We start from the raw sequence: 14,768 nt of genomic DNA, 5'->3' as shown, positions 1-14,768 counted from the left end.
CGCGGCCATGCTGACCCCCGAACAGGCGCAGGCCCGCGCCGCGCAGGCGATCGACCGAGCCCGCGCCCGCGGCGCCGATGCCGCCGACGCCATCCTGATCGCCGACACGGCGCTTTCCGTCTCCGTGCGTCTGGGCGCGCTGGAGGACGTCGGCCGGTCCGAGGGCGGCGAGCTGGGCCTGCGAGTCTTCGTCGGCAAGCGTTCGGCAAGCGTCGCCACCTCCGACCTGTCGGACGCGGCGCTGGATGCGGTGGCCGAGCGGGTGGTGGCGATGGCGCGGCTGGCGCCCGAGGACGCCTGGGCCGGGCTGGCGCCGGCCGATCGGCTGATGAAGGGCACGGCCCCGCTGCTCGACCTGGACGACGGCGGCGAGGTCGCGCCCGAGGCGCTGAAGGCGCAGGCGCTGGCGGCCGAGGATGCGGCGCGCGCGGTCGCGGGCGTCACCAATTCCGAGGGCGGCAGTGCGAGTGCCAGCCGCGCGGTGGTGGCGCTGGCCACCAGCCACGGCTTTGCCGGAAGCTATGCCGTCACCAGCCACGGTGTCTCGGCAAGCGTGCTGGCGGGCACCGGATCGGGCATGCAGCGCGACTATGCGCACCACAGCGCGCGCCATCGCGCGTCGCTGGAGGCGCCCGAGGCGATCGGGCGGCTGGCGGGCGAGCGCGCGGTGGCGCGGCTCGATCCGGCGCGGATCGCGTCGGGCGCGATGCCGGTGGTGTTCGATCCGCGGGTGGGGGCGAGCCTGCTCGGCCACCTGACCGGCGCGATCGCGGGACCGGGCGTGGCGCGCGGCACCAGCTTCCTGCGCGAGGCGCTCGGGACGGCGGTGTTCGGGCCGGGCGTCACCATCCGCGACGATCCGCACCGGCCGCGCGGCCTGCGCTCACGGCCGTTCGACGGGGAGGGGCTGCCGGTCTCGCCGCTCGCGATCGTCGAGGGCGGCGTGCTGCAAAGCTGGCTGCTGGACAGCGCCTCGGCACGGCAGCTGGGGCTGGAGCCGACCGGCCATGCCACCCGCGGCATCGGCGGCGGGCCGGGCGTGGGCACCAGCAACCTCTACATGGAAGCGGGGCGCATCACGCGCGAGGCGCTCATCGGCGAGATCGAACACGGCGTGCTGGTGACCGAGCTGATCGGGCATGGCGTGAACGGCGTGACGGGCGACTATAGCCGCGGCGCTGCCGGCTTCCTGATCGAGAAGGGCGCAATCACCCGGCCGGTCGCCGAAATCACCATTGCGGGCAATCTGCGCCAGATGTTCGCGGGCCTGGTGCCGGCGAGCGACCTGGAGTTCCGCTATGGCGTGAACGTGCCGACGGTCCGGATCGACGGGATGACGGTGGCGGGTGGCTGACACGCTGCTCGACGAACTGGCGGCGATCGCTGCCGAAGCGGCGACGCTGGCGCATGGGCGCGCGGCGACCGACTTCGAGCGCTGGGAAAAGACGCCAGGCAACCCGGTGTGCGAGATCGACTTGGCCGTCGACGCGCTGCTGCGCGAGCGGCTGAGCGCGCTGCTGCCGGACGCGGGCTGGCTGTCCGAGGAATCTGCGGACGATCCCGTGCGGCTGGCCAAGCGCCGGGTGTGGATCGTCGATCCGATCGACGGCACCCGCGACTATATCCGCGGGCGGCCGGGCTGGTCGGTGTCGGTGGCGCTGGTGGAAGACGGGCAGCCGGTGCTGGGCGTGCTCGATGCGCCGGCGCGGCACGAGCGCTGGCGCGCGGCGGCGGGCGAGGGCGCGTGGCGCAACGGCGTGCGGCTGACGGCGAGCGACATCGCCCGGATCGCGGGTGCGCGCACGCCGGTGGACGCGCTGCCCAAGGCGGACCGCGACCTGGTGGCGGTGGCCAAGCCCAACTCGATCGCGCTGCGCATGGCGATGGTGGCGGCGGGCGAGGCGGACCTGCTCGCGACCTTTCGCTGGGGCAATGAATGGGACGTGGCGGCGGCCGTGCTGCTGCTGCGCGAGGCCGGCGCGACGGTGACCGACTCGCTCGGCAAGCCTCTGCGCTTCAACACGCCGCGCGCGCAGGCGTTCGGCGTGCTGGCGACCGCGCCCGGCATCCATGCGGCGGCGGTGGACCGGCTGCGGCCGCGCGCGATCGCGGCGCTGGGGCGGCCCTGACCGCCCGCTAGGCGCGGGCGAGATCCTTCAGCCGGTAGAGTGCGTCGAGCGCTGCGCGCGGGGTGAGGGAGTCGAGGTCCAGCTCCCCCAGTTCGGTGCGCAGGGCATCGGGCTTTTCCTCCTCGACCGGCTGGAAGGCGGCGAACAGCGGCAGGTCGTCTAGGCCGGCGGCAAGCCCGCCGGTCTTCTGGCGCCCGGCCTCCAGCTTGGCGAGCACCGCCTTGGCGCGCGCGACCGTGGCGGGGGGGAGCCCCGCGAGCCGGGCCACCGCCAGGCCGTAGCTGCGGTCAGCGGGGCCCTCGCCGAGTTCGTGGAGCAGCACTAGATCGCCCTTCCACTCGCGCGCGCGGACGTGGTGCAGGCTCAGCGCCTCGCAGCGTTCCGCCAGGCGGCTGAGCTCGTGATAGTGCGTCGCGAACAGGCAGCGGCAGCGGTTGTCCTCGTGGATCGCCTCCACCACCGCCCAGGCGATGGCGAGGCCGTCGTAGGTGGAGGTGCCGCGGCCGACCTCGTCCAGGATGACGAAGCTGCGCGGGGTCGCCTGCGCGAGGATCGCGGCGGTCTCGACCATCTCGACCATGAAGGTGGAGCGGCCGCGCGCGAGATTGTCGGAGGCGCCGACGCGGCTGAACAGCCGGTCGACCAGGCCGAGCGTGGCGCGGGTGGCGGGGACGTAGCTGCCGGCCTGGGCCAGCACCGCGATCAGCGCGTTCTGGCGCAGGAAGGTGGACTTGCCGCCCATGTTGGGGCCGGTCACCAGCCAGAGGCGATTGTCTTCGGACAGGCGGCAGTCGTTGGCAACGAAGCGCCCGCCGGCCTTGGCGACGGCGGCCTCGACCACCGGGTGGCGGCCGCCCTCGATCTCCAGGCAGGCGTGGTCGACCAGGTCGGGGCGTGCCCAACCGCCTTCCGCTGCGCGTTCGGCGAGGCCGGCGGCGACGTCGATGCGGGCGAGCGAGTCGGCGGTGGCGGCGATGGCCTCGCGATTCCCAAGCACCTGGCCGGTCAGTTCCTCCAGATGTGCCGCTTCGGCCGCGAGCGCATGGGCGCCGGCCTGGGTGACCTTGAGCGCCACCTCGTGCAGTTCGGGCGCGTTGAAGCGTACGCAGCCGGCGAGCGTCTGGCGATGGGTGAAGCCGCTGTCGGCCTTCATCAGCGCGTCGGCGGCGCGCGCCGGCACCTCGATATGATAGCCGAGCACGCCGTTGTGGCGGATCTTGAGCGCGTTGACGCCGGTGCGGGTGCGGAACTCCGCCTCCAGCGCGGCGATGGCGCGGCGGCCGCCGGCGCCGGTGGCGCGCAGATCGTCTAGTGCGGCGTCATAGCCCTCGGCGATGTAGCCGCCGTTGGCGGCGTCGATCGGCGGTGAAGGGACGAGCGCGCGGGTGAGCAGCTCGACCAGCGCGCCGTGGCCGCGCAGCGCCGGCACCAGCTGGTCGAGCAGCGGCGGCGCGTCCGCGAGCTGGTCGAGGCGGTCGCCGAGCGTGCGGGCGCCCTCGAGGCCGTCGCGCAGCTGCCCTAGGTCGCGCGGGGAGCCGCGGCCGGCGGCGATGCGGCCGAGCGCACGGCCGACGTCGGGGAGCGCGCGCAGGGCGGAACGCACGCCGTCGCGCAGGCCGGGATCGTCGTGGAAGCGGGTGACGGCGTCGAGCCGCGCCTCGATCGCGGCACGGTCCATCAAGGGTGCGGCGATGTCGGCACCGAGCAGGCGCGCGCCGGCGCCGGTGACGGTACGGTCGACCGCGTCGAGCAGGCTGCCGCTGCGGGTGCCGGAGGTGGTGCGGGTGAGCTCCAGGCTTTCGCGGGTGGCGGCGTCGACCGCCATGCACTGGTCGTTGCGGGACACCAGGGGCGGGCGGAGGAAAGGCAGGCTGCCGCGCGCGGTATGATCGAGATAGGCGACGAGCCCGCCCGCCGCGGCCAGGCCCGCGCGGCTGAAGCTGCCGAAGCCGTCCAGGGTCGCGACCCCGAACAGCGCCTTCAGCCGGGCATCGCCGGCGGCGCTGTCGAAGTCGATCCGGGGACGCAGGCTCGTCGCGATCTCAGCGAACGCGGAAGACTCGGAGGCGACCACCTCGGCAGGGGCGAGCCGGGCGATGGTGGCGGCGAGCGCATGGGCGTCGGTCTCGATCAGCTCGAAGCGGCCGGTGGAGACGTCTGCGGCGGCGATCGCGACCTCGCCGCCGGCCTCACCCACCGCCACGCACCAGTTGGCGGCGCGCGCGTCGAGCAGCGCTTCCTCGGTTAGCGTGCCGGCGGTGACTACGCGCACGATCGCGCGGGCGACCAGCGCCTTGGAGCCGCCCCGCTTCTTGGCTTCCTCTGGCGTCTCGACCTGCTCGGCGATGGCGACACGGTGGCCGGCCTTGATCAGCCGCGCCAGATAGCCCTCGGCGGCATGGATCGGCACGCCGCACATCGGGATCTTCGCGCCCTCATGCTCGCCGCGCGCGGTGAGCGCGATGTCGAGCACGGCCGCGGCGGTTTTCGCGTCGTCGTGAAACAGTTCAAAAAAGTCGCCCATGCGGTAGAACAGCAGGCAGTCGGCGGCTTCGGCCTTGAGCGCGAGATATTGCGCCATCATCGGGGTCGGGGCTGGAACGGCAGGCATGCGCGCGTGGGTAGCCGAAGAAGCGACCGCCGTCATGCCCGCTGCGGTGGGGTGACGGAGGCGAGGATGCGTCCTAAGGGCAGAGCCATCAGTGCGGGAAGGTTGCAGATGGCAGAAGAATCGAACGTCCAATTCTCCGAGCGCGAGGCGCTGCTGTTCCATTCGGAGGGGCGCCCGGGAAAGATCGAGATCATCGCGTCGAAGCCGATGTCGACGCAGCGCGACCTGGCGCTCGCCTATTCGCCGGGCGTCGCCGTGCCGGTGCGCGCGATCGCGGCGGACCCTGCCACCGCCTATGACTATACCGCCAAGGGCAACCTGGTCGCGGTGATCTCCAACGGCACCGCGATCCTCGGCCTCGGCAACCTGGGCGCGCTCGCGTCCAAGCCGGTGATGGAAGGCAAGTCGGTGCTGTTCAAGCGCTTCGCCGACGTCGATTCGATCGACATCGAGCTGAAGACCGAGGACGTCGACCGCTTCATCGACGCGGTCGAGCTGATGGAGCCGACCTTTGGCGGCATCAACCTGGAGGACATCAAGTCCCCGGAATGCTTCATCATCGAGCAGACCCTGCGCGAGCGGATGAACATCCCGGTGTTCCATGACGACCAGCACGGCACCGCCATCATCGCCGCCGCCGGCCTGATCAACGCGCTGTACCTGACCAAGCGCGACATCGCCGAGACCAAGGTGGTGATGAACGGCGCGGGTGCGGCCGCACTCGCCTGCGCGGACCTGGTGAAGGTGATGGGCGTCCGGCAGGAAAACCTGCTGATGGTCGACCTGGACGGCGTGCTCTACCAGGGCCGCGAAGCCGGCATGAACCAGTGGAAGTCGGCGCATGCCGTCGCCACCGACAAACGCACGCTCGCCGAGGCACTGGACGGCGCGGACGTGTTCATGGGGCTGTCGGCCGCGAACGCGCTGCCGGCCGAGCTGCTCAAGAAAATGGCGCCGAACCCGATCGTGTTCGCGATGGCGAACCCCGACCCGGAGATCACCCCGCCCGAGGCCAAGGCCGCGCGCCCGGACGTGATCATCGCCACCGGCCGTTCGGACTATCCGAACCAGGTCAACAACGTGCTGGGCTTCCCGTTCATCTTCCGCGGCGCGCTCGACGTGCGCGCGACCACGATCAACGACGCGATGAAGGTCGCCGCCGCACAGGCGATCGCGAAGCTCGCGCGCCAGCAGGTGCCCGAGGAAGTGGCGGCCGCCTATGGCGTGAAGCACAGCTTCGGCCCGGAATACATCATCCCGGCGCCGTTCGACCCGCGACTGATGGAGCTGGTGCCCGCGGCCGTCGCCCAGGCGGCGATGGATTCGGGAGTGGCGACCAAGCCGATCCTGGACATGGACGCCTATCGCCACAAGCTGCGCGGCCGGCTCAACCCGACCACCTCGGTGCTCAGCCTCGCCTATGAGGGCGCCAAGGCGCACCCGAAGCGCGTCATCTTTGCCGAGGGCGAGGAAGAGGTGGTGCTGCGCGCCGCGATCAACTTCCGCGAGGGCGGCTATGGCACGCCGGTGCTGGTGGGTCGCGACGACGTGTATGATCGCCTGCGCGCGCTGGGCGTGACGGACCCGGAGACCTACGAGGTCCACAACAGCCGCCATTCGCCGCTGGTGCCGCAGATGGTCGACTTCCTCTACGCGCGCCTCCAGCGCCGCGGCTATCTGCGCCGCGATTGCGAGCGGATGGTGAACCAGGATCGCAACATCTTCGGCGCGCTGCTGCTGCAGCTGGGCGAGGGTGATGCGATGATCACCGGCGTCACGCGCACCTATGCGCAGACGATCCGCGAACTGCGCCGCGTGATCGATCCGAAGGAAGGCCGCACCCCGTTCGGCATCCATGTGCTGGTGGGCCAGAGCCACACGGTGTTCATCGCCGACACCACCGTCAACGAGCGTCCCAACTCCGAGGAGCTGGCCGACATCGCCGAGGCGACCGCGCAGGTCGCGCGTCGCATGGGCCATGAGCCGCGGGTCGCGTTCCTGAGCTACGCCAACTTCGGCAACCCCGAGGGCAAGTGGCTGGAGCAGCTGCGCGGGGCCGTCGGCGTGCTCGACAAGCGCGAGGTGAGCTTCGAATATGAGGGCGAGATGACGCCCGACGTCGCGCTCAACCCGCGCCAGCTCGCGAACTATCCGTTCGCGCGCCTGTCGGGCCCGGCCAACGTGCTGATCATGCCGGGGCTGCAGTCGGCCAACATCTCGGCCAAGCTGCTGCGCGAATTGGGCGGCGATGACATGATCGGCCCGATGCTGATCGGCATGGAAAAGCCGGTGCAGATCGCACCGATGACCTCGACCGCGAGCGAACTGGTGACGCTTGCGGTGCTGGCCGCCGGCGGCATGGTCGACGGCTGATCCTTCGGGGGAGGGGCCGCGGTTGCGCGGCGCCTCCCGCCGGTGGCGGGGGGACCGGAGGCCGCTCGCCTTCCTCGTTTGTCGTGCTCCCGCGAATGCGGGAGTCCAGGGTTGCCGAAGTGCGGCCTGGGTTGCTCTGCTTGGCCCTGGATCCCTGCCTGCGCAGGGATACGATGGTGGTGCAGGCGGGCGTCCCGCAACTCGCGGCGGCTCGCAAGCTGGCGCTGGCGCTTTCCCGGTTCCTCGTGCTCCTGCGAAGGCAGGAGCCCAGGGTTGCTGAAGTGCTGCCTTCGTTGCTCTGCTGAGCCCGGGGTGCCTTCCTGCCCAGGGACACGCGGTTGCCATGCCGCGCCTCACACACGAAAATGCCCGCCGGAGATGGCTCCGGCGGGCACCTTTCCTCCCCAGGAACGGGTGGGCGGGGCTTTCGCCCTGCCGAGACGGTGATCGGGGTGGCGGACGGCAAGTTCGCTGCCGATGTCGGCGCGACCTTGTCATGTCCTTTACAGCTGCACCCCGAAGATGCCGGACTTCCTTGCCCCAGCGCTGCGCCGTTCAGAAGCGGATGCGGCGCGCAAAACGGGTCACGGAGTGGAAGTGCTCGCCCCCGCGCTGGTGATGCTGTAAAGACTTCACAGAAGAAGCCGGGGAGAGCGGGATGGCGGAGCGCAAGCTGCTGGCGGGACATGCGGTTCGGCGGGTGCGGCGGCAGGCGGGGCTCACCCAGGCGGCGATGGCCGAACTGCTCGGCATTTCGCCCAGCTACCTCAACCTTGTGGAGCGCAACCAGCGTCCGCTGTCGGCGGCGCTGCTGGTGCGGCTGGCCGAGCGCTTCGACTTCGATCCGCGCACGCTGACCAGCGGCGAGCCGGCGGGCGGGGTCGATGCGCTGCGACGGCGGCTGGCTGACCCGATGTTCGCGGACCTGGAGATCGACCGGCACGACGTCGCCGAGTGGCTGGCGAGCGCGCCGGGCGGGGCGGAGGCGTTCGCGCGCGTGTTCGACCGGCTGGGCGGGGCGGCGGGTGCCGCCGGAGCCGCGCCGGCAGCCGACGACCCGCAGGTGCTGGTGCGGCGCGAGGTGGAGCGCTGGCGCAACCATTTCGCCGAACTCGACGAACTCGCCGAGGGCGTGGCCGACGAGCTGCGGCAGTCGGCAGCGGACCTGGGCGCCGCGCTCGCCGAGCGGCTGCGGGTGCGGCACCAGCTTTCGGTGCGGGTGCTGCCGGCCGAGGTACTGCCCGACCGCCTCTATCGCCTGGACCTCCACGCGCGGCAGTTGCAGTTGTCGGAGCTGCTGGGGCCGGCGCAGCGCTTGCAGCTGCTCGCGCGGCAGATCGGGCAGGGCGAGGCGCGGGTGCCGGTGGAGGCGCTGGTGCGCGGCGCCGGCTTTACCGACCGGGCGGCGGAGCGGCTCTATCGCCGCCACCTGCTGGGCTATTTCGCGGCGGCCGTGACCATGCCCTACGCCCGGTTCCTGCGCGCGTGCGAGGCGACCGGCTATGACGTGCCGCTGCTCGCGCGGCGGTTCGGGACGTCGTTCGAGCAGGTGGCGCACCGGCTGACGACGCTCGGGCGGGTGGGCGCGCGGGGGCTCGCCTTCTGCCTCTTGCGGATCGACCGGGCGGGGCAGGTGTCGAAGCGCTTTGCCGGGATGAGCGGATCGCCGGTGGCGGATGCCGCCGGGCTCTGCCCCCTGTGGAGCACGTTCGAGGCGTTCGCCCGGACCGATGCGGCGGTGACCCAGCTGGTGGAGCTGGAGGACGGCAGCCGCTGGTTCAGCTGGGCGCATGTCGTCCACCCGGCGGTGGGCGAGGTGGCGGGGGTGCGCGCGCGCTTCGCGATCGCGCTGCTGCTGGGGACGGACCAGGCGCGCGGCTGGGCGGCGGCGCGGGGCACCGATCTGGGCGGCGAGGCGGTGGGGATCGGTCTCGGCTGTCGCGCCTGCACGCGGCGCGACTGCGGCCAGCGTTCGGCGCCGCCCATCGGACACGCGCTGCTGGTCCACGAGCGCGAGGGCGGGGTAACGCCATTCGCCTTTGCCGGGGACTGACCGACATAAGTTGCTAACATTTTGACGCTATTGGGGATTGCATGACCGATACCCCTTCCCGCGGATGCGGTGCCTGCCGCGACGGGCGGGCGCTCGACTTTCCCATCTCCATGGCCTTCCAGCCGATCGTCGACCTGCGCACGGGGCGGCCCTGGGCCTATGAGGCGCTGGTGCGCGGTGCCGAGGGAGAGGCCGCTGCGACCGTGCTGGCGCGGGTGACGCCGGAGAACCGCTATGCCTTTGACCAGCAGTGCCGGGTGGCGGCGATCGAAGGCGCGGTGGCGGCCGGGTTGCTGGAGACGGGGGCGCGGCTGTCGATCAACTTCCTGCCGAACGCCGTCTATTCGCCCAAGGCCTGCATCCAGCTGACGCTGCGCACCGCGCAGGCGACGGGCCTGCCGACCGACCGGCTGATGTTCGAGTTCACCGAGAACGAGCGGATGGCCGATCCGGCGCATGTGCTGAACATCGTCGAAAGCTATCGCGAGATGGGGTTCACGACCGCGCTGGACGATTTCGGCGCGGGCTATGCCGGGCTCGGGCTGCTTGCGCGGTTCCAGCCCGACGTCATCAAGCTCGACATGGCGCTGCTGCGCGGCGTGGACGCGAGCGAGCCGCGCCGGGTGATCGTGGACGCGATGGTGGGGCTGTGCCGCAGGCTGGGCGTGACGGTGATCGCGGAAGGGATCGAGACGCGCGACGAGCTGGACGCGGTGCGCGCGCTCGGCATCGAGCTGGTGCAGGGCTATCTGCTGGCCAAGCCGGCGTTCGAGGCGCTGCCGGAGCCGGTGCTGGCCTGAGGGCAGGGGGCCAAGTCGACCTCATGAACGGATCGTTCGAGAACCCGGATGATTTCGCTGCGGACCTGAAGAGGCGGAAGGAAGCGGCGGAAGGTCTGGAGAAGGATCTCCTGACAGAGGTGCCTCTGCTCTACGGGTCGCCGGGCCGGAGGGAGCCGCACGGTGATCCCGGGATCCTCCTTGCAGAGATGCATCGGCAAGATCTGCAGCGGCGCAACGGCGGCGGCGTACTTCCGTCGACGAGGAGGCGAGAGGGTGTGTCGCTCCCCTTCGAGCGCATGATCGCGGGCTTGGCTCTCGTGCTGGCGGTACTGCTTTTCTTGCTCGGCTAGCGCTGGCGGGGACGGACCACGTCTGCCTTCCGTTCAAACATCCGAGGCGTTGTACGCCGTGCTCTCGCAGGCGCCGCAGATAGCCCGGGTTCAAGAGCCCGTACGTCGAGGTGCCACGCCGGTATCCCAAACGGAACAGCACGAAACGCCCAATGTCGGTCGCGCAGGCCTATTTCGCCGCTTCCAAAGACCAGGCGCTTCTCAATGCGTCAAGCTCCGAGCTGGATTTGGCCGTCAGCAGGCCGCTTTCAGGCGAGATCAAGCGGCAAGCCGCAATACGTCCATCCAGGAAAGATCGTGCGAAGCGTCATTATTCAGGCGCCTGAACCGCTACCAAAAGAGAAGCAGTGGATGCGTCAGCGGGCATCGGCGCCATAGAAACAAGCGGAAACGGGCGTGAAGAGGCAATGATAGCATAGACGCGCTAGAAAGTCGCAATCGATTCCAGTACGTCGGAAGAACTGGGTCGCAATCGTTCTGGGGGGAACATGAAAAAGTCAACGCTGGCGGGGCTCTCCGCCTGCCTTTTTGCAACCGCGTGCGGCGGCGGCGGAAGTTCCGGGAGCGGGAGTTCCGGCGGCGGCACCGTGATCGTCACGCCCACTCCGACGCCTACTCCGACGCCTACTCCGACGCCAACGCCAACGCCAACGCCGACGCCAACGCCAACGCCGCCTCCTTCCATCGGAAGTCCGATTCCCAGAGATGGCAATTGGTCCACCCTTCAGGGCGATCCTGGGCATACGGGTTATGTGCCGGTAAGCTTCTCAAGTTCCGCCTTCACCCATGCTTGGGCAATCACCACGCCTAATGCGCCGAGTGAGGTTGCGGCACGACCGGGAAGTGTATTTTACAACGTTACGCAAGCGGACGGGCGCGTCGTCACACGCGCCATTTCTACGTCGAACGGCTCACCCCTATGGGGGTATGATTTGGGGCAAGGCAATTTCCCTCCGGGGAACATTCCCGCAGACGCGCGTCCATTCGGCCCGGCCTATGCGAATGGCAGGGTCGCATCTATGAGCTATAATTCGACTTCAACCGCTGCCTCACTGCAGGTTATGAACGCTACCACCGGAGGCTATATCAGCTCGCCGACCTACTCTGCCCAAGGTAGTTCAGGCAGCGTTCCCACGCCTGTGGGCGACGAATTGTTCTTCGCAGCCGGCTACTATGGCAACGCAGTATATGCCGCAAACAGCGCTACGGGCGACAGCTTGTGGCGTACCGTCGATGCGGGCCAGTATGGTGGCTATGTCATGGAAGGTGAAAGCGTCGCCGTCGACCAAAGCTATGTCTATTTCTTCAAAGCTGGCTCCTTGAACGTGCTAGCGCGACGAGACGGCGCATTGGTTCAATCGATACAAAACCCTTTCTTCTCAAAGAATGGATTGAGTTACTACGGCGCATATATCGGGGCGCCAGTGCTCGATGGTAACGGGCGCATATTCACCTTCTCAGATAATTATTCAGGCGAAGAAGCGCTGCCGATTGCGGCATTTTCAATAAAGAGCGACAAGCCCTTGTGGCGCACCAGCCACGCCTATACCGGACAACCTGCAGTCCGAGGTAACCGGCTTTACGCCGTTCGTTCATCCAGCACGACCGTTGACATCATCGATGTCTCGACAGGTTTGGTCACTGGATCGATGGACGTCGGTGGTGCCAGCAACATCACCAGCAATGTAGTCGTGACCGATAGTCATTTGTTCGTTGCAAGCGCTACGACGACATTTGCAGTCGACTTAACGAAGAGCAACTTTCCAGTCGTTTGGAGCACTTCATTCGGCGGTCGTTTGGCTGTTACGCCAGACAACTATCTAGTAATCTCGACGTTGAACGGGTTGCGTGCCGTCAGGCTAAAATGACGTCTTGCTCATTTGGAAGTATAAACGGGTTTCGCTTTTGTCCTAATTACCTGAGCGAGCATCAACGCATTCGACGGTGCCGCGGGCTGGGCTCAGGGTTGCCATGGCGGATTCGTGTGGAACGTCCGATTTCGGCCGGCGGCGATGCCAAAGCCGCCGTTCCCGATATCGCCCAACTTCCGACATTCGCGGTGGAGGAGAGAAGCTCCGCTTCGCGCTGCCGGTCGCCGCAGAAAGCATGGGGCCAAGAGCCGAAAGCGCCGAGCAGTACCTAGGAGCGTGCTGGGTAGTTGGCACGTACCGCCGAACAGCCACCGGGGGGTGCGGACGCGGGGCGGCGCTGGCCGGGCCCGAACAACGCACGGGCTGCGGCCCTCGGTGCTCCAGCGCCGGGCGTTCCTTTGGCTTTCCGGGTCGGGGCGTATTCGGAAGACGGGAGCGCCGAGACCGGCGCCCCTCGCGCCGCGGAGCGCTCAGGCGCGTGCGGATGCGTCCGACGGCGCCATGCGGGTGCAGTTTCGACCGCTCGTCTTTGCCTCGTACAGGTGCTTGTCCGCGCGGGAGAGCCAGGCCTTGGGCTCTTCCATCTCGCCACATTCCGCAACGCCAACGCTGGCGGTCACCGAGATGCGGTGCCCTCCCGGCATCTCGAAACGGTGGTTCTGGATGGCTTCGCGCAGCCGTTCCGCCGCCACGAACGCCTCTGCCGCGCCGGTCTCGGGCAGGAGCACGCCAAACTCCTCTCCGCCCAGACGCCCGTAGACGTCGGCCGGGCGAAGCACCTTCGAGATCAGCTGGCCCATCTGCCGCAGAACGTCATCGCCCGCTGGGTGTCCGAAGCTGTCGTTGATCGTCTTGAAGTGATCGATGTCCAGGATCGCGAGCGAGCTCGGCCGGTGATAGCGCCTGTGCCGGGCGATCTCGCGGCCGAGTTGTTCTTCGAACCCCCGGCGGCTCAACGCGCCGGTCAGGAAGTCCGTGCTCGCGATCAGGCGCAATTCCATCTCGTCGCTGACGATGTTGGCGAAGTTGCTCAGGATCGCGATGTCGGCAGGGCTGAATTGGCGCGGCTTCGTGTCCATCGCGCAGAGCGAGCCCACATTATAGCCCTCCGGCGTCCGGAGCGGGACACCCGCGTAGCTGCGGATGCGCGGACCGCCTTGCACCAGCGGGTTTCCGGCGAAGCGCGCGTCGAGATGCGTGTCCTCGATGATGAGAGGCTCGGCCTGCTGGATCGTGTACGTGCAGATCGAAATCGACCGGGCGGTTTCCTGAACCTCCAGGCCGCGCTGCGCCTTGAACCACTGGCGATCCCGGTCGACGAGGGAGACGGTGGCGATCGGGACGGCAAGAACCGTCCGCACCAGGGTGACGATCTTCTCGAACGGCTGCTCGGGCGGCGTCTCGAGGATCTGCAACCGTCCGAGTGCGGCGAGCCGGCCTTCGTCGTCTGCCAGCTTCGGCTCAGTCACCGGACCGCTCCCGGACCAGGGCGCGAATCGCCGCCGTGAGCTCGCTACGGTAGCTGTCGAGAAGCTGCGCGACGCTCGCCTCGATGATCTCTTCCCCGACGCCGGCGGCGCGCAGGCTCTCCACCAGCGCCAGAAGGTGGGCCTGGTGCCGTGCCACGCTCTCTTGGAGCTCCGGCGGAACGGGGCCGGTGATCAACGGCTCCGACGCGCCGGCGGACGAAGATGGGGAGCTTGGATCGGGTACGCTGGCCATTCCGCCATTATAGGGGAGGAAAGCGCGACGCCTAGTACCGTGCGGCGCTTGCTCCACCGAGGCCGTGCATGCCCGACGGCAGTCCGAACCTAGCGGCGGAGACGCTCTCCGCCAGGATGCTGAAGACGCGGCAGAAACCGGATAGCGGTAGACTGGCGGACCCGCGGTGCCGTCCTCTAGGCTCACTTCTGCCTCTTCGACGCGGCGACGATGGCCTTGTAGAGGGCCGGCGCGGGCTTCGAGGTGATGATTGCCGCAAGGCACTTTGGCACTGCGGCGCCACCGGTCGTGGAGGCTAAGGCGAACAGACGAAACTCGTTCGGGCCATACGGGAGCCAGCGAAAAAACCCGTCCTCTTTACTCGCCCGGTTGATCGATTCAGGCTCCAAAGGGACGATCCCGGCCCGCCCTTTCAGCGGTAGCACGATGTCCACCTCCTGCCGTCGAATGTCTGGCCCGCTTTCGCTTTCGCGTACGAAACCGAATCCAACCTGCACGCTGCCGTCGAGGATCGTCTCGGCCGCCTCCTCATTCGACATCGCGGCGATGGCTGTCCTGTCGCAGGAAGTCGCGGCTGCAGGGCAGGACTGCGCGATCATGAGGGCGCTGAGTAAGGTCGCCGCGGTACGAGGATGTGTGACGACGGAGCGGAGGGCATTCTTCATTCGGGCAGGATAGCACCGATTCCATCTCTCTCCAGCGCGGTGGGGTTAGGGAGAGGCGCTCTGCCCTGCGGCTCCGCGCTCGATCTAGATTCATGACCTAGGGTTTCTAACCAGTCCCGCTCCGCCGTCGCCGGCGGCAAGGCTCCTGGGCGCTGCCATCTTTATGCTGGGCTCTGGATCCCCGCCTGCGCGGGGATACTGCGAAACAGGGG

The 14,768-nt window shown here is 68.8% G+C and carries 11 protein-coding genes; 7 read left to right on the top strand and 4 right to left on the bottom strand.

The genetic code is table 11. The features are described 5' to 3' along the window. Window positions 1-7 precede the first annotated feature (7 nt). Together VPH46_RS13210 and VPH46_RS13205 are read left to right on the top strand one after the other, a co-directional pair. On the top strand, window positions 8-1,354 hold the full coding sequence (locus VPH46_RS13210; protein ID WP_416611895.1) for a TldD/PmbA family protein: 1,347 nt from the start codon (window positions 8-10) through the stop codon (window positions 1,352-1,354). Beyond that, complete coding sequence (locus VPH46_RS13205) at window positions 1,347-2,129, top strand: 3'(2'),5'-bisphosphate nucleotidase CysQ (RefSeq protein ID WP_125961554.1); 783 nt, start codon at window positions 1,347-1,349, stop codon at window positions 2,127-2,129. The genes VPH46_RS13210 and VPH46_RS13205 overlap by 8 nt, the downstream gene beginning before the upstream one ends. Before the next feature lie 7 nt (window positions 2,130-2,136). On the opposite strand, the gene mutS is transcribed toward VPH46_RS13205, so the two are convergent. Beyond that, the gene (gene mutS, locus VPH46_RS13200) at window positions 2,137-4,713 is read right to left on the bottom strand and encodes a DNA mismatch repair protein MutS (RefSeq protein WP_416611924.1); all 2,577 of its coding nucleotides are present in this window, start codon (window positions 4,711-4,713) and stop codon (window positions 2,137-2,139) included. Between the two features lie 135 nt (window positions 4,714-4,848). On the opposite strand from mutS, the gene VPH46_RS13195 reads away from it, so the two are divergent. From VPH46_RS13195 to VPH46_RS13175, 5 genes are all read left to right on the top strand, one after another. Further along, window positions 4,849-7,113, top strand: a complete 2,265-nt coding sequence (locus VPH46_RS13195) for an NADP-dependent malic enzyme (protein WP_239436506.1) — start codon at window positions 4,849-4,851, stop codon at window positions 7,111-7,113. A 658-nt stretch (window positions 7,114-7,771) separates the two neighbouring features. After that, window positions 7,772-9,166: a helix-turn-helix domain-containing protein gene (locus tag VPH46_RS13190; protein ID WP_416611893.1), complete on the top strand. Its 1,395-nt coding sequence runs from the start codon at window positions 7,772-7,774 to the stop codon at window positions 9,164-9,166. Window positions 9,167-9,276: 110 nt separating this feature from the next. Then, window positions 9,277-9,966: an EAL domain-containing protein gene (locus tag VPH46_RS13185; protein WP_416611922.1), complete on the top strand. Its 690-nt coding sequence runs from the start codon at window positions 9,277-9,279 to the stop codon at window positions 9,964-9,966. Between the two features lie 23 nt (window positions 9,967-9,989). Beyond that, complete coding sequence (locus tag VPH46_RS13180; RefSeq protein ID WP_416611891.1) at window positions 9,990-10,298, top strand: hypothetical protein; 309 nt, start codon at window positions 9,990-9,992, stop codon at window positions 10,296-10,298. Window positions 10,299-10,786: 488 nt separating this feature from the next. Next, the gene (locus VPH46_RS13175) at window positions 10,787-12,166 is read left to right on the top strand and encodes a PQQ-binding-like beta-propeller repeat protein (protein WP_416611889.1); all 1,380 of its coding nucleotides are present in this window, start codon (window positions 10,787-10,789) and stop codon (window positions 12,164-12,166) included. Window positions 12,167-12,639: 473 nt separating this feature from the next. On the opposite strand, the gene VPH46_RS13170 is transcribed toward VPH46_RS13175, so the two are convergent. The 3 genes from VPH46_RS13170 to VPH46_RS13160 form a co-directional block, all read right to left on the bottom strand. Further along, window positions 12,640-13,638, bottom strand: a complete 999-nt coding sequence (locus VPH46_RS13170; RefSeq protein ID WP_416611887.1) for a diguanylate cyclase — start codon at window positions 13,636-13,638, stop codon at window positions 12,640-12,642. Further along, on the bottom strand, window positions 13,631-13,795 hold the full coding sequence (locus tag VPH46_RS13165; RefSeq protein ID WP_272695128.1) for a hypothetical protein: 165 nt from the start codon (window positions 13,793-13,795) through the stop codon (window positions 13,631-13,633). The genes VPH46_RS13170 and VPH46_RS13165 overlap by 8 nt, the downstream gene beginning before the upstream one ends. 278 nt (window positions 13,796-14,073) lie before the next feature. After that, entirely contained in the window at window positions 14,074-14,556 is a 483-nt protein-coding gene (locus tag VPH46_RS13160) for a hypothetical protein (protein ID WP_416611885.1), read from the bottom strand. Window positions 14,557-14,768 lie beyond the last annotated feature (212 nt).

It is taken from the genome of Sphingomonas sp. MJ1 (PH-R8) (genome assembly GCF_048058635.1).
GTDB lineage: Bacteria > Pseudomonadota > Alphaproteobacteria > Sphingomonadales > Sphingomonadaceae > Sphingomonas.
This window is presented reverse-complemented; position numbering and strand designations above follow the sequence as displayed.

Excerpts from the sequence above, each read along its gene's own strand:
- VPH46_RS13180 (WP_416611891.1), top strand. The coding sequence starts at position 9,990 with ATGAACGGATCGTTCGAGAACCCGGATGATTTCGCTGCGGACCTGAAG.
- mutS (WP_416611924.1), bottom strand. The coding sequence starts at position 4,713 with ATGATGGCGCAATATCTCGCGCTCAAGGCCGAAGCCGCCGACTGCCTG.
- VPH46_RS13175 (WP_416611889.1), top strand. The coding sequence starts at position 10,787 with ATGAAAAAGTCAACGCTGGCGGGGCTCTCCGCCTGCCTTTTTGCAACC.
- VPH46_RS13185 (WP_416611922.1), top strand. The coding sequence starts at position 9,277 with ATGGCCTTCCAGCCGATCGTCGACCTGCGCACGGGGCGGCCCTGGGCC.
- VPH46_RS13190 (WP_416611893.1), top strand. The coding sequence starts at position 7,772 with ATGGCGGAGCGCAAGCTGCTGGCGGGACATGCGGTTCGGCGGGTGCGG.
- VPH46_RS13210 (WP_416611895.1), top strand. The coding sequence starts at position 8 with ATGCTGACCCCCGAACAGGCGCAGGCCCGCGCCGCGCAGGCGATCGAC.
- VPH46_RS13195 (WP_239436506.1), top strand. The coding sequence starts at position 4,849 with ATGGCAGAAGAATCGAACGTCCAATTCTCCGAGCGCGAGGCGCTGCTG.
- VPH46_RS13160 (WP_416611885.1), bottom strand. The coding sequence starts at position 14,556 with ATGAAGAATGCCCTCCGCTCCGTCGTCACACATCCTCGTACCGCGGCG.